The organism is Streptomyces sp. SID14478, from assembly GCF_010548525.1.
Lineage (GTDB): Bacteria > Actinomycetota > Actinomycetes > Streptomycetales > Streptomycetaceae > Streptomyces.
In genome coordinates this window covers 1-17045 of the sequence record NZ_JAAGMG010000669.1, presented here as the reverse complement: position 1 = coordinate 17045, position 17045 = coordinate 1, and the positions used below count along the sequence as shown (strand labels likewise).

Annotated in this window: 17 protein-coding genes and 1 pseudogene; 9 read left to right on the top strand and 9 right to left on the bottom strand. The window is 71.2% G+C overall.

Features of this window, described 5'->3' with window-relative positions; translation table 11 throughout:
* Positions 1 to 185 (bottom strand): annotated as a pseudogene (locus G3I40_RS22165) (hypothetical protein); the annotation flags it as partial.
* Between the two features lie 32 nt (positions 186 to 217).
* Positions 218 to 1357, bottom strand: a complete 1140-nt coding sequence (locus G3I40_RS22160) for a magnesium and cobalt transport protein CorA (protein WP_164303882.1) — start codon at positions 1355 to 1357, stop codon at positions 218 to 220.
* A gap of 479 nt (positions 1358 to 1836) precedes the next feature.
* Here G3I40_RS22160 and G3I40_RS22155 point away from each other — a divergent pair, with 479 nt between their 5' ends.
* A complete protein-coding gene (locus G3I40_RS22155; RefSeq protein WP_164303881.1) occupies positions 1837 to 2421 on the top strand; it encodes a suppressor of fused domain protein in 585 nt (194 codons plus the stop codon).
* A 16-nt stretch (positions 2422 to 2437) separates the two neighbouring features.
* Here G3I40_RS22155 and G3I40_RS22150 read toward each other — a convergent pair whose 3' ends face one another.
* Entirely contained in the window at positions 2438 to 3694 is a 1257-nt protein-coding gene (locus tag G3I40_RS22150; RefSeq protein ID WP_164303880.1) for an MFS transporter, read from the bottom strand.
* Positions 3695 to 3902: 208 nt separating this feature from the next.
* Here G3I40_RS22150 and G3I40_RS22145 point away from each other — a divergent pair, with 208 nt between their 5' ends.
* The 4 genes from G3I40_RS22145 to G3I40_RS22130 all read left to right on the top strand — a co-directional run bounded on the left by G3I40_RS22145 (position 3903) and on the right by G3I40_RS22130 (position 7623).
* Entirely contained in the window at positions 3903 to 4541 is a 639-nt protein-coding gene (locus G3I40_RS22145; protein ID WP_164303879.1) for a DUF6758 family protein, read from the top strand.
* A 146-nt stretch (positions 4542 to 4687) separates the two neighbouring features.
* Positions 4688 to 5551, top strand: a complete 864-nt coding sequence (locus G3I40_RS22140) for a PHP domain-containing protein (protein WP_164303878.1) — start codon at positions 4688 to 4690, stop codon at positions 5549 to 5551.
* A 69-nt stretch (positions 5552 to 5620) separates the two neighbouring features.
* Positions 5621 to 6226 carry a MarC family protein gene (locus tag G3I40_RS22135; RefSeq protein ID WP_164303877.1) on the top strand — a complete coding sequence of 202 codons (606 nt, stop codon included), beginning with the start codon at positions 5621 to 5623 and terminating at the stop codon, positions 6224 to 6226.
* 488 nt (positions 6227 to 6714) lie between these two features.
* Positions 6715 to 7623: an NYN domain-containing protein gene (locus G3I40_RS22130; RefSeq protein WP_164303876.1), complete on the top strand. Its 909-nt coding sequence runs from the start codon at positions 6715 to 6717 to the stop codon at positions 7621 to 7623.
* A 28-nt stretch (positions 7624 to 7651) separates the two neighbouring features.
* On the opposite strand, the gene G3I40_RS22125 is transcribed toward G3I40_RS22130, so the two are convergent.
* Positions 7652 to 8521: an alpha/beta hydrolase gene (locus G3I40_RS22125; RefSeq protein ID WP_164303875.1), complete on the bottom strand. Its 870-nt coding sequence runs from the start codon at positions 8519 to 8521 to the stop codon at positions 7652 to 7654.
* Between the two features lie 100 nt (positions 8522 to 8621).
* Positions 8622 to 10793, bottom strand: a complete 2172-nt coding sequence (locus tag G3I40_RS22120; RefSeq protein ID WP_164303874.1) for a DEAD/DEAH box helicase — start codon at positions 10791 to 10793, stop codon at positions 8622 to 8624.
* 525 nt (positions 10794 to 11318) lie between these two features.
* On the opposite strand from G3I40_RS22120, the gene G3I40_RS22115 reads away from it, so the two are divergent.
* On the top strand, positions 11319 to 12065 hold the full coding sequence (locus G3I40_RS22115; protein WP_164303873.1) for a ferritin-like fold-containing protein: 747 nt from the start codon (positions 11319 to 11321) through the stop codon (positions 12063 to 12065).
* A 77-nt stretch (positions 12066 to 12142) separates the two neighbouring features.
* Here the strand turns inward: G3I40_RS22115 and G3I40_RS22110 are convergent, their stop codons facing one another.
* The 4 genes from G3I40_RS22110 to G3I40_RS22095 form a co-directional block, all read right to left on the bottom strand.
* Positions 12143 to 12412, bottom strand: coding sequence for a hypothetical protein (locus tag G3I40_RS22110; RefSeq protein ID WP_164303872.1), 270 nt, complete (start codon positions 12410 to 12412; stop codon positions 12143 to 12145).
* A gap of 216 nt (positions 12413 to 12628) precedes the next feature.
* Complete coding sequence (locus G3I40_RS22105; protein ID WP_343244995.1) at positions 12629 to 12856, bottom strand: DUF3107 domain-containing protein; 228 nt, start codon at positions 12854 to 12856, stop codon at positions 12629 to 12631.
* A gap of 154 nt (positions 12857 to 13010) precedes the next feature.
* The gene (locus G3I40_RS22100; protein WP_164303870.1) at positions 13011 to 13652 is read right to left on the bottom strand and encodes a TetR/AcrR family transcriptional regulator; all 642 of its coding nucleotides are present in this window, start codon (positions 13650 to 13652) and stop codon (positions 13011 to 13013) included.
* 186 nt (positions 13653 to 13838) lie between these two features.
* Positions 13839 to 14057, bottom strand: a complete 219-nt coding sequence (locus G3I40_RS22095) for a hypothetical protein (RefSeq protein ID WP_164303869.1) — start codon at positions 14055 to 14057, stop codon at positions 13839 to 13841.
* A gap of 195 nt (positions 14058 to 14252) precedes the next feature.
* On the opposite strand from G3I40_RS22095, the gene G3I40_RS22090 reads away from it, so the two are divergent.
* The 3 genes from G3I40_RS22090 to G3I40_RS22080 form a co-directional block, all read left to right on the top strand.
* A complete protein-coding gene (locus G3I40_RS22090) occupies positions 14253 to 15296 on the top strand; it encodes an alpha/beta hydrolase (RefSeq protein ID WP_239091882.1) in 1044 nt (347 codons plus the stop codon).
* A 9-nt stretch (positions 15297 to 15305) separates the two neighbouring features.
* Positions 15306 to 16589: a DUF3152 domain-containing protein gene (locus G3I40_RS22085; protein ID WP_343244994.1), complete on the top strand. Its 1284-nt coding sequence runs from the start codon at positions 15306 to 15308 to the stop codon at positions 16587 to 16589.
* A 200-nt stretch (positions 16590 to 16789) separates the two neighbouring features.
* The coding region (locus tag G3I40_RS22080) for a DUF3492 domain-containing protein (protein WP_164303868.1) at positions 16790 to 17045 on the top strand (256 nt) is incomplete at its 3' end.

The following is a 17045-nucleotide window of genomic DNA, read 5'->3' as shown; positions in this document are numbered from 1 at the left end:
CCGCCGTCCACGAGGTCCGGCAGCGGCTGCTCGCCCGGCCCGTCGCCCACCACGTGCGCGGCGCCCTCGTGCCACACGTGCCACAGGGCGCGCTCCACGCCCGCCGCGCCGCGGACCCAGATCAGCCCGGACTTCTTGGTGGCCTCCTCGACGAGGGCGGCGTCGAGCAGTTCGGCAGTCGTCATGCGGCAAGCCTAGCGAGCGCCCGCGACACCGCTCACAGCCAGCCGTTGCGCTTCAGGGTGCGGTGGATCGCGAAACAGGCGGCGACGGTGACGCTGAGGACGAGCGGGTAGCCGAACCGCCAGTGCAGTTCGGGCATGTGCTCGAAGTTCATGCCGTACACGCCGCACACCATGGTCGGTACGGCGACGATCGCGGCCCACGAGGTGATCTTGCGCATGTCCTCGTTCTGGGCGACGGAGGCCTGCGCGAGATTGGCCTGGAGGATCGAGTTGAGCAGTTCGTCGAAGCCGACGACCTGCTCCTGCACCCGCTCCAGGTGGTCGGCGACGTCCCGGAAGTACTTCTGGATGTCCGGGTCGATCAGCCGCATCGGCCGCTCGCTCAGCAACGCCAGCGGACGGCGCAGCGGGGCGACGGCCCGCTTGAACTCCAGTACCTCGCGCTTGAGTTGGTAGATGCGCCCGGCGTCGGAGCCGCGCGGCGCCCCCTTGCCGGTCTGCGAGAAGACGTCGGTCTCGACCTCGTCGATGTCGTCCTGCATCGCGTCGGCGACCGCCAGGTACCCGTCGACGACGTGGTCCGCGATGGCGTGCAGCACGGCGCTCGGCCCTTTGGACAGCAGCTCCGGGTCGTCCTGGAGGCGGTGGCGCAGGGCGCGCAGCGAGCCCTGGCCGCCGTGCCGGACGGTGATGAAGAAGTCCCGCCCGGTGAAGCACATGACCTCGCCGGTCTCGACGACCTCGCTGGTCGCGGTGAGCTCGGCGTGCTCGACGTAGTGGATGGTCTTGAAGACGGCGAACAGCGTGTCGTCGTACCGCTCCAGCTTGGGCCGCTGGTGGGCGTGGACCGCGTCCTCGACGGCGAGCGGGTGCAGCCCGAACTCGGCGGCGATGCCCGAGAATTCGGCCTCGGTCGGCTCGTGCAGCCCGATCCAGGCGAAGCCGCCCTCGCGGCGCACCTGGAGCCGGGCCTCACGGGGCGTGAGGCCCGCCGGGGACGCGTCCGAGGCGACGCGGGCCCCGTCGCGGTACACGGCGCAGTCGACGACGGCGGAGACGGCCGAGGGGTCCCGGGTGGAGTCGTACGAGGCACGCGCCTCGCTGCCGTACGGGGCCACGCCCTTGCGCAGCGAGGGACGGACGGCGGCACGCAGGTCGCGAATCATCGACATGGGCAGGCTCCTTCGCGAGCGGGAGCCGCGCGGCGAGCGGGTGGAACTACCCGGAATGAGGACGTCCTGGCCGACGGGACATCTGCACGTCCACAAAGCGGGGAGCACCGCACCGACGCCGGGGCGGCTTCGCTTACTGATTCAGATCGGAAAGATCAGAAAGATCAGGTGGAAACGGAGCGCTCTTCCGGCGTACGCGGGCAGCCCGGGAAGCAGCCGACTGCGGACTGCTCTGAGAGATGCGGGCCTAGAGGCCGGAAGAACGGGTGATACTGCACGGTCGACTTCGATCCATGACAGCCCCACCTCCTCCGGCCGGTCCCCCGTGGGGGATGTCTGTGGGTCGGGTCCTGGAGAGCTTCGACGGGCTCTCGGCGGGCACGCACTGCGAACCATCCCGACCAGCGGCCAAGACTATCAGCCGACTGAAGAAGCGATCCCCGTCTTTACCCGTTGCGGGGGAGTTCTATGCTCGCGGGATGGCAGAAGTTCTGGCGTTGGTGGAGGCCCGGCTGACCACGGCCCTGGGGACACCGGACGCGCGCGCGGCGGTCACCTTCCTCGGCACGGACCGGATCGAGGTGCTGCGCTTCACTGACGGTGACCTGGTGCGTTACGCGACCCTCGGCATGTCCGCGGCCCCGATGTCCGACCCCACCGCGACACTCGCCGACCCGCTCGAAGGGCCCCGCGCGGAACTGGTCCTGACGGTCCGTGCGGGCCACGCCGACACCGACAAGGTGCTCCGCCCGCTCGCCGTGCTGGCCGCGTCCCCGCAGGTCGAGGGCGTCGTGGTGGCGCCGGGCGCCTCGCTGGACGTGGGCGAGGCGCTGTGGCCGGCCGCCCCGTTCACCTCCGTACTGGTGGCCGAGCCGGGAGGTCTGGTCGAGGACCTGGAACTGGACGCGCCGCTGGATCCCGTACGGTTCCTGCCGCTGTTGCCGATGACACAGAACGAGGCGGCGTGGAAGCGGGTGCACGGCGCGGCCGCGCTCCAGGAGAAATGGCTGGACAGCGGGACGGACCTGCGCGATCCGCTGCGCAGGTCCGTACCCCTCGACTGAGCCGGTGTGCGGCTGACTAGTTGGCGAAGACGGTGACGCCGTCCTCGGTCGCGTGCTGCGGCTCCAGTTCCTCGGCCTCGTGGGTGAGTGCGCCGCGGCGCACCCAGACGACGACCGCGCCGAGCGCCGCCGTGACCGCGGCGACGACGAACGGGATGTGGATGTTGCTCCACTCCTCGATCTTCGGCGCGAAGAACGGGGCGGCCGCGGCGGCGAACCACCGCACGAAGTTGTAGCCGGCGGAGGCGACGGGCCGCGGCGCGTCCGAGACGCCGAGCGCCAGCTCCGTGTAGACGGTGTTGTTCACGCCGATGAAGGCGCCGGACAGGATCGTGCAGACGACGGCCGCGGTGTGGTTGCCGTACCCGAGGACGAGCACGTCCACGGCGAGCAGCACCAGCGAACCGCCGAGCACCTTCAGCGAGCCGAGCCGTGCCTGCAGCCGCGGCGCGACGACCACCGAGCACAGGGCGAGCAGCACGCCCCAGGCGAAGAAGACGCCGCCGGACTTGTACGGGGTCATGTTCAGCACGAACGGCGTGAAGGCCAGCACGGTGAAGAACGTGTAGTTGTAGAAGAAGGCCGAGATCGCCGTGGAGGCGAGGCCGCCGTGGCCGAGCGCCTTGATCGGGTCGAGGATCGACGTCTTGCGCGCGGGCTTCGGCTGCTCCTTCAGGAACGCCGTGATGCCGAGGAACCCGATGGCCATCAGAGCGGCGGTGCCGAAGAACGGGTAGCGCCAGCTCGCGTTGCCGAGCAGGGCGCCGACCAGCGGCCCGCACGCCATGCCCAGGCCCAGCGCGGACTCGTACAGCAGGATCGCGGCGGCCGAACCGCCGGCCGCGGCGCCGACGATGACCGCGAGCGCGGTCGACACGAACAGGGCGTTGCCGAGTCCCCAGCCGGCCCGGAAGCCGACCAGCTCGCCGACGGAGTTCGAGGTGCCGGCGAGTGCCGCGAAGACCACGACGAGCGCGAGGCCGGCGAGCAGGGTCTTCTTGCCGCCGATGCGGCTGGAGACGAAGCCGGTCACCAGCATCGCGACGGCGGTGATCAGGAAGTACGAGGTGAAGAGCAGGGAGACCTGACTCGGTGTCGCCTGTAGCCCCTTGGCGATCGACGGCAGGATCGGGTCGACGAGGCCGATGCCCATGAAGGCGACGACGGATGCCCCGGCGGTCGCCCAGACCGCCTTCGGCTGACGCAGGATGCTGCCCGCACCTGCGTCGAACGTGTCCCCTTCGGCGGGACCTCCTGTACTGCTGTGGCTCATGTCCTGCTCTCCTGTTCCTGCTCCTCGGATCGTTGGCTTATGCACATAATAAGTTAGCTGGGCTAATTAATGCAAGCTACATCTATACCTGTCCGTCCTCTCGGAACCGTCCCCCCAGGTCCGGGCGGCCGGCTGGGCCCGCCGCGGCGCCCTCCGGACGGGTGATCGTCCTTGACGCGGCGCGGGACGGGGAGGACCGTGGGGCCTTATGAGGGGCGAACCCAGTTGCCCGAAGTGTGGTGGCCGGGTCAGGGCTCCCGGCCTCTTTGCCGACTCCTGGCAGTGCGATGTGCACGGGACCGTGCATCCGCTGCAGCCCGTGATCCCGCCCAGCGTCGAGGCCCTCAGTGTCGTGGTGCACCGCGCCCAGGTACCGGTCTGGATGCCGTGGCCGCTGCCCCTCGGCTGGCTCTTTACCGGCGTCGCCAACGCGGGGGACGACCGCACCGGCGGCCGTGCCACCGCCGTCGCCTGCTCGGGCCCCGGACCGCTCGGCGGCATCGGTGAACTGGTGCTCGTCGCCGAGGAGCTGGGAGTCGGGCTCGGCGCGCGGTACGCGGGCATCGACGGCCCCGACCCGGGCGCGTACATGGACGTCGCGGGGCCGCCGCAGGCCAAGGTTCTCGCGGCCGGCCGGCCGACTCCGCTGTGGCACGTATCGGGGGCCCCGGACGACCGGGCCGTCTTCGCGGGCGAGGCGCGCGGGCTGTGGCTGTGGGCGGTCGTGTGGCCCGAGCAGTCCGGCATGCTGATGTACGACGAGCTGGTGCTCACGGACCTGCGCGACGCGGGCGCCGAGGTCGACCTGCTGCCGTGCGGGGCGCTGTCGCCGCGCATCCTGCAGTGACCCGGCGGGGCGGGCCGCCCGGCCGGTAAGGGGCCGGAGGCGGTTTCGGTGGTGACCGGAGGCGGTGGAAATCCCCGTTATCCTTGAGCGTCCCCCTGTGCCGGTCCGCCGCCGGCAGCCCCCGTCCGAGCCTGGAGTACGCAGCCGTGCGCATCGACCTGCACACCCACTCCACCGCTTCCGACGGCACGGACAGCCCCGCCGAGCTGGTGCGCGGCGCCGCCGCCTGCGGTCTGGACGTCGTGGCGCTCACCGATCACGACACCACCCGCGGCCATGCCGAGGCGATCGCCGCACTCTCCGAAGGCCTGACCCTCGTCACCGGCGCGGAGCTCTCCTGCCGCCTCGACGGCGTGGGCCTGCACATGCTGGCGTACCTCTTCGACCCGGAGGAGCCGGCCCTGCTCGCCGAGCGCGAGCTGGTCCGCGACGACCGGGTGCCGCGTGCCAAGGCCATGATCGCCAGGCTGAACGGGCTGGGCGTCCCGGTCACCTGGGAGCAGGTCGCCCGGATCGCCGGGGACGGCTCGGTCGGCCGCCCGCACATCGCCTCCGCGCTGGTGGAGCTCGGTGTCGTGCCGACGGTCTCCGACGCCTTCACGCAGGACTGGCTGGCCGACGGCGCCCGCGCGTACGTCGACAAGCACGAGACCGACCCGTTCGAGGCGATCCGCCTGGTCAAGGCCGCCGGCGGGGTCACCGTGTTCGCACACCCGGGTGCCGCCAAGCGCGGCCGCACCGTCCCCGAGGCGTCGCTCGCCAAGCTGGCCGAGGCGGGCCTCGACGGCATCGAGGTCGACCACATGGACCACGACGCCCCCACCCGCGAGCGGCTGCGTGGTCTCGCCGCCGACGTCGGCCTGCTGACCACCGGCTCCTCGGACTACCACGGCAGCCGCAAGACCTGCGTGCTCGGCGAGTACACCACCGACCCCGAGGTCTACGGGGAGATCACGCGCCGCGCCACGGGAGCCTTCCCGGTGCCGGGCGCCGGTGGACACCGCGCCTGACGACGCCTTCCGCGCGCGTCCGCCCGTACCCCCTCTTTCCGCTCACCTCCCGCAAGGCAAGCCCTCACTGTGTTCGACGTCGCCGTCTTCGGATCCCTTTTCCTCACGCTTTTCGTGATCATGGATCCCCCCGGAATCACCCCGATCTTCCTCGCCCTGACCGCGGGCCGTCCCGCCAAGGTGCAAAAGCGCATGGCCTTCCAGGCCGTCTGTGTCGCCTTCGGCGTCATCGCCGTCTTCGGTGTCCTCGGCCACCAGATCCTGAACTACCTGCACGTCTCCGTGCCGGCCCTGATGATCGCGGGCGGTCTGCTGCTCCTGCTCATCGCACTCGACCTGCTCACCGGCAAGACCGACGAGCCCCAGCAGACGAAGGACGTGAACGTCGCCCTCGTACCGCTCGGCATGCCGCTGCTCGCCGGGCCCGGCGCGATCGTCTCGGTCATCCTGGCCGTGCAGAAGGCGCACTCCTTCGCGACGCAGCTCTCCGTCTGGACGGCGATCGTCGCCATCCACGTGGTCCTGTGGGTGGTGATGCGCTACTCGCTGGTGATCATCCGCGTCATCAAGGACGGCGGCGTGGTCCTGGTGACCCGGCTCGCGGGCATGATGCTCTCGGCGATCGCCGTGCAGCAGATCATCAACGGCGTGACCCAGGTGATCCAGGGCAGCTGACCCTCGCGCACGCGCGAAGCCCCCGTACGCGCTCTGCGTACGGGGGCTTCGAAGTGTGGTGAGTCGCCGGCCGTTACGAGGCCGAGGAACTCGGCCGGGCGGATGTAGAGGCGCTGCCCGATGGCGGCGGCCTGCTGAACGATCCGATTGACGGAGGCGGCGTCCACGACGGTGGTGTCCACGGCCGTGCCGTCGACGTCGTCCAGTCGCATGATTTCGAAGCGCATATGGCTTCTCCCTTCGTCTGGTCATCCTCCTGAAGGAGAACTGCTGGTGCGGGACACAGTCTCGTCCCGCCGTACGGCCAGGCGGTTGCCTGCCCGTTAAGAGTGGATTGCGTGGCTAGAGTGCCCCGCGTTCTGTATGGGTACAACGAGTTGCCCCCAGCAAACATTCCCTACGCTAAAGAAAATTTTCGAGAACCTAATTACTGGCGAGTAGTGGGATCGGTTGTGCACGGGCCGTGACGCCCGGGACAATGAGCGGCGATGAACGACCACAGCTCCCTGGATGCCGTCAGCGCCCGTCTCGACGCCACGAACGACCTGCTCAGGCGGATGCTCGCGGAGGTCGCGAAGACGCCGTCGACGCACGCGATCTTCGTCGACGCCGGCTATCTGTACGCGGCGGCGGGCCGCCTCGTCGCGGGCACGGAGGACCGCCGCGCCTTCGATCTGGACGCCGAGGGGCTCATCGACTCCCTGATCGACAAGGCCCGGACGATCTTCGCGGACAGCAGGCTGCTGCGCGTCTACTGGTACGACGGCGCCCGCCGCCGCATCCACACCACCGAGCAGCAGTCGATCGCCGAACTGCCCGACGTCAAGGTCCGCCTCGGCAACCTGAACGCCAACAACCAGCAGAAGGGCGTCGACTCCCTGATCCGCAGCGACCTGGAGTCCCTCGCCCGGCACCGCGCGATCAGCGACGCGGCCCTGCTCGGCGGCGACGAGGACCTCGTCTCCGCGGTCGAGGCCGCCCAGGGCTACGGCGCCCGTGTCCACCTCTGGGGCATCGAGGCGCCCGAGGGGCGCAACCAGGCCGAGCCGCTGCTGTGGGAGGTCGACAGCCAGCGCACCCTCGACCTCGACTTCTTCAAGCCGTACGTGTCCCGCCGCGCGAGCACGTCGTACGAGAGCGTGGAGGCGCCGCGCCCCACCCGCGAGCAGGTCCGGTTCGTCGGGGCGCAGATCGCGGCGCAGTGGCTCGGCGAGCGCGGCCGGGAGAAGCTCGCCGAGGTGCTGCCCGGCCATCCTTATCTGCCGGGCCCCGTCGACCAGGACCTGCTGGTCGAGGCGGAGGGGCTGCTCCAGTACTCCCTGCGCGGCCAGCCGGACCTGCGGCGGGCGCTGCGCGACGGGTTCTGGGCGCACCTGCAGACCCAGTTCCAGATCTGACCCGGGCCGCAGGGCTGTCCGGCACGCCCTACGCGGGGTGCCGGTCCCAGAACGCGGCGAGGGCGACGGCCGTCTCGTGGGGCCGGTCGGTGTTGGGGGAGTGCTCCGCCCCCGCCACGACCGTCCGCTCGGCGCCCAGGCGCCGCGCCATCTCGTCGAGCAGCGGTACGGGCCAGACCTCGTCGCGCTCCCCGGACAGCACGTGCACGGGCAGCGCGAGCGCGGCCAGCTCGTCGACCCGGTCGGGTTCGCCGCACAACTGGCGTCCGGTGGCGATGAGCTGGGCCGGGCTGCCGCTCATCCAGCGCCGCCGCAGATCCTCCCCGTCGTCCCGTACGGCGATGACGTCCTCGGCGCCCTCCGCGGCCTCCAGCGCCTGGATGGCCTCCCACACCTGCGCCATGTCGAGCGCGGCGAGGGCGTCCCGGAGCAGCTTGACGCGCTGCTGCTGGGGCTCCGACACGGCCGCCGGGCCCGATGCCATCAGCGTCAGGGACGCGAAGGGCGCCGGGTCCGCGAGCACCGCGGCACGCGCGATCAGCCCGCCCAGCGAGTGCCCGAGCAGATGCACCTTCGCGGGGCCGAGCGCGGCGGCCTGGGCCAGCACGTCCTGCGCCAACTCGCCTTGTGCGTAAGGGCGTTCGTCGTCCGCGGGGCCCGGCGTCTCGTACTGGCCCCGCCCGTCGACGGCGACGCTGCGGTACCCGGCCGCGCTCAACGCACCGTGCAGCGCGATGAAGTCCTCCTTGCTCCCGGTGAACCCCGGCAGCAGCAGCGCGGTGCCCCGCACGCGACCGGAGTCGGGCTCACCCATCAGCGCGGCGAAGTCGCCCCGGGCGGTGTGCAGGACATGGGCACGGGTGCCGGGCGGCGGCGTGAAGGTCGGGGGCCTGCTCATGCGGTGAGATTACGTGGCGCGGGTGACGGGCGCCCGAAGGGGGCACGACGAAGGCCCGGACCCCGCAGTGCGGGATCCGGGCCTTGCGACGCGGTGAGGATCAGGCCTCGGCGGCGTCGGCGGTGCTCGCCGCGGCCTTCTTGCGGGTGCGCTTCGGCTTCGCCTCGGCGGCGGGTGCCTCCGCCGGAGCGGCGGCGACGGCCTTCTTGCGGGTCCGCTTGGGCTTGGTCTCGGCGGCGTCCGCGGTCTCCTCGACCGGGGCGGCGGCGACGGCCTTCTTGCGCGTGCGCTTCGGCTTCGCCTCGACGGCCTCGACCGTGTCGACGACAGCCTCCGCGGCCTTCTTGCGGGTGCGCTTCGGCTTGGCCTCGGCGGCCTCGACGGAGGCTTCCGCCGGGGCGTCGACGACCGGCTCGGCCTTCTTGCGGGCCCGCTTCGGCTTGGTCTCGACGACGTCCGCGGTCTCCTCGACCGGGGCGGCGGCGACGGCCTTCTTGCGGGTCCGCTTCGGCTTCGCCTCGACCGCTTCGACGGCCTCGACCGTGTCCACCACGGCCTCGGCCTTCTTACGCGTACGACGACGAGGTGCTGCCGGGGCCTCGGCCTCGACGGGCTCCGCGACGGGGGCGGCGGCCTCGACCGTGTCCACCACGGCCTCGGCCTTCTTACGCGTACGACGGCGCGGCGCGGCCGGAGCCTCGGCCTCGACCACCGGCTCGGCCACCGGCGCGACGACGGTCTCGACCGTCTCGACGACGGCCTCGGCCGCGGGAGCGCCCTGGCCACCACCACGGGTACGGCGCCGACGACGCGGCGTCCGCGTCTCGGCGGCCTCGTCGGCGACGGGCGTGACCGGAGTGACGGGAGCGGCCTGCGTCACGGGAGTGGCAGCCGCCTCCGCGGCGACCGGCTCACCGTTGCGCGTGCGGCGACGGCGCCGCGGCGTACGGGCGGAACGCTCCTGGTCCCTGTCCCTGTCCCTGTCGCGGTCCCGGTCCCTGTCGGGACCCCGGCCACCACGGTCGCGGTCCTGCGAGGGACGTCCACCGCGGCCGCCGCGCGACGAAGCGCCCCGGCCACCGGTCTCGCCCAGGTCCTCGATCTGCTCGGCCCCGAGCCCGGCGCGCGTGCGCTCCGAGCGCGGCAGCACACCCTTGGTGCCGGCCGGGATGCTGAGCTCCTCGTAGAGGTGCGGCGAGGACGAGTACGTCTCGACCGGGTCGTTGAAGTTCAGCTCCAGCGCCTTGTTGATCAGCTGCCAGCGCGGGATGTCGTCCCAGTCGACCAGCGTGATCGCGATCCCCTTCTTGCCCGCGCGGCCGGTGCGGCCGATGCGGTGGAGGTACGTCTTCTCGTCCTCCGGGGACTGGTAGTTGATGACGTGCGTGACGCCCTCGACGTCGATGCCGCGCGCGGCGACGTCGGTGCACACCAGCACGTCGACCTTGCCGTTGCGGAACGCGCGCAGCGCCTGCTCGCGCGCTCCCTGCCCGAGGTCACCGTGGACGGCGCCGGAGGCGAAGCCGCGCTTCTGCAGCTGCTCCGCGATGTCCGCGGCGGTCCGCTTCGTACGGCAGAAGATCATCGCGAGCCCGCGGCCGTCGGCCTGCAGGATGCGCGAGACCATCTCGGGCTTGTCCATGTTGTGCGCGCGGTAGACGTGCTGCTTGGTGTTCGCGACCGTCTTGCCCTCGTCGTCCGGCGCCGCGGCGCGGATGTGCGTGGGCTGCGACATGTAACGGCGGGCGAGGCCGATGACGGCGCCCGGCATCGTGGCCGAGAACAGCATCGTCTGACGCTTCGCCGGAAGCAGGTTGATGATCTTCTCGACGTCGGGCAGGAAGCCCAGGTCGAGCATCTCGTCGGCCTCGTCGAGGACGAGCGCCTTCACGTGCGAGAGGTTGAGCTTCTTCTGGCCGGCCAGGTCGAGAAGGCGGCCTGGGGTGCCGACGATCACGTCGACGCCCTTCTTGAGGGCCTCGACCTGGGGCTCGTAGGCGCGACCGCCATATATGGCGAGGACGCGCACGTTGCGCACCTTGCCGGCGGTCAGAAGGTCATTGGTCACCTGCGTGCACAGCTCGCGCGTCGGTACGACGACGAGCGCCTGCGGGGCGTCGGTCAGCTGCTCGGGCTTGGCCCGGCCCGCCTCGACGTCCGCGGGGACGGTGACGCGCTCCAGGAGCGGCAGGCCGAAACCGAGGGTCTTGCCCGTGCCGGTCTTGGCCTGGCCGATGACGTCCGTGCCCGAGAGGGCGACGGGGAGGGTCATCTCCTGGATCGGGAAGGGGTTGATGATGCCGACGGCCTCCAGGGCCTCGGCGGTCTCGGGAAGGATTCCGAGCTGACGAAAAGTCGAAGTCTGCGTAGTCAGGGTGTTGCCTCTTCTGTGAGGTGCGGTACGAGGCGAACGCGGGGGTCGTGACCGTGCCAGTGCCGTGCCGTTGGTACGCCGGTCTCGAACCGCTGCTGCGGGTGGACCGGGTGGCGCGGGACCACTGCCGACGCTCGAGCGCTCGTGCCGCTGAGGGGGCCCCTCCTCGTGCCGTGCGTCGCCTGACGTACGAGCCGGAGGGCTGTCGGGTCGGAGCCGATCGGGCCACCGACCGGGCATCCTCATTCGTGAGGCCCGCCGCATGTGCGCGCAAGCACCAGTAATCAGGCTTGCACTCGGCGGGCTCTTTACCACCATACCCCGGAAACGCGCATGTGCGACGGCCGAATTGGTCACGTAGCCGTCGTCACACTCCTTGACCAGGGACTTACGCGGAGCGGCGAGCGGGCTATTGTGCGCTTCATGGAGACGCCTGACAACGCCACGCCGGCCGCCGCACAGACCCCCGCCGCGACGGGCATCGCCGCCCAGGACTGGGCCACCGCGTCCGCCGACGAGCACTACCGCGCCGCGGTCGTCGACCTGCTCGGGGCGCTCGCGTACGGGGAGCTGGCGGCCTTCGAGCGGCTCGCGGAGGACGCCAAGCTGGCGCCGACGCTGGGCGACAAGGCGGAGCTGGCCAAGATGGCCTCCGCCGAGTTCCACCACTTCGAGCAGTTGCGCGACCGGCTCTCGGCGGTCGGCGCGGAGCCGGTCGCGGCGATGGACCCGTTCGTCGAGGCGCTCGACGGCTTCCACAAGCAGACCGCTCCGTCGGACTGGCTGGAGGGCCTGGTCAAGGCGTACGTCGGCGACTCGATCGCGTCCGACTTCTACCGGGAGGTCGCGGCCCGCCTCGACTCGGACACCCGCTCCCTGGTCCTCGCCGTGCTCGACGACACCGGCCACGCCTCGTTCGCCGTGGAGAAGGTGCGTGCGGCGATCGACGCCGATCCGCGCGTGGGCGGCCGCCTCGCCCTGTGGGCCCGCCGCCTGATGGGCGAGGCCCTGTCCCAGTCGCAGCGGGTGGTCGCCGACCGCGACGCGCTGTCGACGATGCTGGTCGGAGGCGTGGCCGACGGGTTCGACCTGGCCGAGGTCGGCCGGATGTTCTCCCGGATCACGGAGGCGCACACCAAGCGGATGGCCGCGCTGGGCCTGGCCGCTTGAGCCGGAGCGGACCGCGCCGCTAGTTCGCGGTCACCGGCCCGTGCCCGGTCAGTTCGCGGTCGTCGGACCGTGTCCGGCTAGTTCGCGGTGAGCTGACGTGCTCTGCCCCGCGTGGGGCGGAGCAGCAGCGACAGCAGCGCCACCGCCATCACGAGGGCACCGGCGAGTGTGGCGATCACATGGCCGGGGCCGAGTGAGCTGTGGGTGACGAACGCTCCGAACAAGGCGCCCGCGATTCCGGTCGGCAGCACGAGCGTGCGCGACGGAAGACGGTGCGGCAGGCGCAGCTCGGCGGCCCACGCGAGGGCCATGCCGAGCAGTGCGGAGCCAAGAGCTTCAAGAAGCATGGTGAGGGTCCCTCCCGCGCGGCCAGTGGGTGCAAATCGGTCGTAGCCGGTGTACCCCTGGCACCCGGAACGCAATCCTCCCCGTGTGCATTCACTGTGCTCGCCGTGTGTGCGTCGGCAGGGCTTGGTGCACGCGAAAGGGCCTGACGGCGAACTGCCGTCAGGCCCTTCCGTGCACTTGTGCTGTGCTGAGCTGTTTCTGCTTGCCGCGGAGCTCTACAGGGGGCCGAAGCCCACCTTGCGCACCGACGGCTCACCGAGCTCCACGTACGCGAGGCGTTCGGCCGGAACCAGTACCTTGCGGCCCTTCTCGTCCGTCAGGGAGAGCAGCTGCGTCTTGCCGGACAGCGCCGCGGACACCGCGCTCTCGACCTCCTCGGCGGACTGGCCGCTCTCCAGAACGATCTCGCGGGGCGTGTGCAGCACGCCGATCTTGACCTCCACGGCCTTGTCCCTCCGACGATCCGTGATGTGCGCGGAAGACCGCGCGCCGTACGCAGCAAACATTAGCCCGGTGAGGCGAGGGTCCCGGCGCCCCGGCTGCACGCCAAGAGCGAACAGCCGGGGGGAACAAAAGTGCGGGAGGGTCTGACGGGGCTCAGTGCTGCTCCGCGCCGTGCAGCGGGAACCCGGCGATGCCCCGCCAGGCCAGCGAGGTCAGCAGCTGGACCGCCTTGTCGCGCGGGACCGGGCTCTCGCTGGACAGCCAGTAGCGCGCCACGACCTGCGAGACGCCGCCGAGGGCCACGGCCAGCAGCATCGACTCGTCCTTGGACAGCCCGGTGTCCTCGGCGATCACGTCCGAGATGGCCTCGGCGCACTGCAGGCTGACCCGGTCGACGCGCTCGCGCACCGCCGGTTCGTTCGTCAGGTCCGACTCGAAGACGAGCCGGAACGCGCCGCCCTCGTCCTGCACGTACGCGAAATAGGCGTCCATGGTCGCCTGCACGCGCTGCTTGTTGTCCGTCGTGGAGGCGAGGGCCGTGCGGACCGACTGGAGCAGGGACTCGCAGTGCTGGTCGAGCAGGGCCAGGTAGAGCTCCAGCTTGCCCGGGAAGTGCTGGTAGAGCACGGGCTTGCTGACCCCGGCCCGCTCGGCGATGTCGTCCATCGCGGCCGCGTGGTACCCCTGCGCGACGAAAACCTCCTGGGCCGCGCCCAGAAGCTGATTGCGTCGGGCCCGGCGCGGCAGGCGAGTGCCCTTGGGGCGCGCTGCCTCCGTCTGCTCGATGGCTGTCACGCCGCCTCCCAAAATTGTCCGTGCGCGGTGTGCGCCGCGCCGTCATCGTACTTTTGGGTAACCAGGATGTGCGCGGTGCGAACGCACAATTTCACGGACCGGGCGGCTGTGAAAGCCGCGCGCGCCACGCCTACGTGCCCAAAGCGGCGCATACCGCCGCGCCTCTGGCCGCGGCCGTCGCAGCCGTCACCGATAGTCGTCCTCGTCGAGGGCGACGACCCGGGCCTGTTCCGCACGGTCCGCCTCGTTCGCGCCGTCCGGATCGGCCGCATCGGACGGTACGTCGTCCTGCTCGGGGGCGAGCTCCGTGAGCTGCTCGGCGGCGTCCGCCTCCGGGGCCTCCACGTCGATCTGCGGAGGCTCGGTCTCGGCGAAGGTGTCGGGGTCGCGGGGGTCGACCGTCATCAGTGGCTCCCTTCCTCACTGTTCGTTCGTGGGCGGGTGCCCCGATATCGAGCCTAGGAGACACCCGAACGGGGCGCTATGCGATCTCCTGGTGGACGGGAGGGCGCGCGGCCCGTGAGCCATGGGCAGAGCTGTGTGCGATCTGTGATGGCGAACACACGAACCACTGCGTGATCGTCTCGTAACATATGCCGCATGCCTTCGACCGATTCGCCGCGCGTGCCTCCCGCCATCGCCGCCGCGGTGCCCAAGCCGGGCACCGTCAAGGTCGCGGAGGGCGAGCGGTTGCGCTCGGTCGGTCTGCCCGGGATCACCCTGTCGGTCCGGTCGCGGCCCGGCACGCGCGAAGGGCTGCCGCCCGCGCTGTACGTCCACGGGCTCGGCGGCTCCTCGCAGAACTGGTCGGCGCTGATGCCCCTGCTCGAGGACAGTGTCGACGGCGAGGCCCTCGATCTGCCCGGGTTCGGCGACTCACCGCCGCCGGACGACGGCGACTACTCGGTGACGGGGCACGCGCGCGCCGTCATCCGTTACCTGGACGCGCAGGGCCGCGCCCCCGTCCACCTCGTCGGGAACTCGCTGGGCGGCGCCGTCGCCACGCGCGTCGCCGCCGTGCGCCCCGATCTCGTGCGGACGCTGACGCTGGTGTCGCCGGCCCTGCCCGAGATCCGGGTGCAGCGCACCGCGCTGCCGACCGGACTGCTCGCCCTTCCCGGTGTCGCCGCCCTCTTCACGCGGCTGACCAAGGAGTGGACGCCGGAGCAGCGGGTCCGCGGCGTCACCGCCCTGTGCTACGGCGACCCGCACCGGGTCACGCCCGAGGGCTTCCGGGCCGCGGTGGAGGAGATGGAGCGCCGGCTCGAACTCCCTTATTTCTGGGACGCGATGGCCCGTTCCGCGCGCGGCGTGGTGAACGCGTACACGCTCGGCGGCCAGCACGGCCTGTGGCGTCAGGCCGAGCGGGTGCTCGCGCCGACGCTGCTCGTCTACGGGGGGCGTGACCTGCTGGTCTCGTACCGGATGGCGGCGCGCGCGGCGCGCACCTTCCGAGACTCCCGCTTGCTGACCCTGCCGGACGCGGGCCACGTCGCGATGATGGAGTACCCGGAGACGGTCGCGACGGCGTTCCGGGAACTCCTGGCCGACACCGCAACGTTGAACGGCGGGACATTGCACGGACAGCACGACCTCGGGGCGTCGAGTGACACGGCCGCGAGCAGTAACGAACTGGGGAGCTGAGGCGGCCAAGTGGGACGGCACAGCCGCATCGGACAGGCGGACAACAGCGACACCGCCGACATACCCGCACCGCCCGCGGTGCACGAACCGGCGCAGCCGGGCTCCGGGCGTCGCCGCAGGGCGGCCGCCGAGGTGCCCGCGCACACACCGGCCCGCCCCGGTGAGCCCCGCGTCCGCGGCGGCCACCCCGAACAGCGGGAACCGGGCGGCGGCTGGGGCGAGGCCGCCGGTCACGAGAGCGAGGGGCGCGGCTTCGTCGCACCCACCGGACCTCCGCTGGTGCCGCGGCCGAGGCCCCGTCAGGAGTACGTCGACGCCTTTGACGGCGCCGGCGCCAAAACCGGCACCGACGCAGACGCAGACGCCGGTGCCGACTCCGGGGACCCGTATGCCGCCGTGACGGACTGGGACGACGAAGGGCCGCCGCCCGCGCAGAGCCTTTCGGTGGAGCCGGACGAGGAGCGCGGCAAGCGGGGCAAGGGGCTCACCTTCACCGGCATCGCGGCCGCGGCCGTCACCACCGTGCTCGCCGTCGTCGTCGCCGGACAGGTCACGGACGGGGACGGCGGCTCGGGCAGTGCGCGGGCGCAGGCCGCCGACGGCGCGCGCGGCCAGGACGACTCGGCCTCGCGCTCCGACGACCGGGCCACCCCGGGGAAGACGGCGCAGGCCGCCCCGCTGACGTACCAGCAGCAGATGACCAAGAAGTACCCGCTCGCGGCGGACCTGGCGGCCTCGGGGAAGTTCGCGGCGGTCCCCGGGTTCGACAAGGCGCCCGGCGGCGGGGAGAAGATCCGCTACCGCATCGACGTGGAGAAGGGACTCGGCCTCGACGACAAGCTGTTCGCGGAGGCCGTCCAGAAGACCCTGAACGACAAGCGGAGTTGGGCGCACGACGGCGACCGCACCTTCGAGCGGATCTCCTCGGGGCAGCCGAAGTTCGTGATCACGCTGGCCAGTCCGGGGACCACGGCCAAATGGTGCGCCAAATCAGGGCTCGACACGACCGAGGACAACGTGTCGTGCGACTCCGCCGCCACCGACCGCGTGATGATCAACGCCTATCGCTGGGCGCAGGGTTCGAAGACGTACGACGACGTCCTCGGCGCCAAGTCCATGCACCCCTACCGGCAGATGCTCATCAACCACGAGGTCGGTCACCGGCTCGGCTTCAACCACGTGACCTGCTCACAGGACGGAGCGCTCGCGCCCGTCATGCAGCAGCAGACCAAGTTCCTGACGTTCAACGGGATCACGTGCAAGCCCAACCCCTGGGTGTATCCCAAGGATTGACACTCCGTAGCGTTCCGTAGCGGATTGATCTCTTAGCGCGACAGAACGTCACGCGCACGGGAAAGTTACGACCGTTCACCCCTTTTGGTGGTGCGATGGACAACCGTCCATCGCACCACCGGCATGTCCGCATACGTTCGTCCCGCTGCGAGCCGCCGGGTCAACGGCGGCTCCCCACAAGGGAGATCGGGGGTGTACGCGTGCGCATCGGACTGCTGACCGAGGGTGGCTATCCGTATGTGAGCGGTGAGGCCAGACTCTGGTGCGACCGGCTCGTGCGCGGGCTCGAGCAGCACGAATTCGACATCTACGCGCTCAGCCGCAGCCAGGAGCAGGAGGACGCGGGCTGGATCGCGCTTCCCCCGCAGGTCAGCCGGGTGCGGACCGCGCCCCTGTGGGCCGGCGGCGCGGGGAGTGCGGGGGGCGAGCTCACCGGGCGCGGCGGCGGACTCGGGC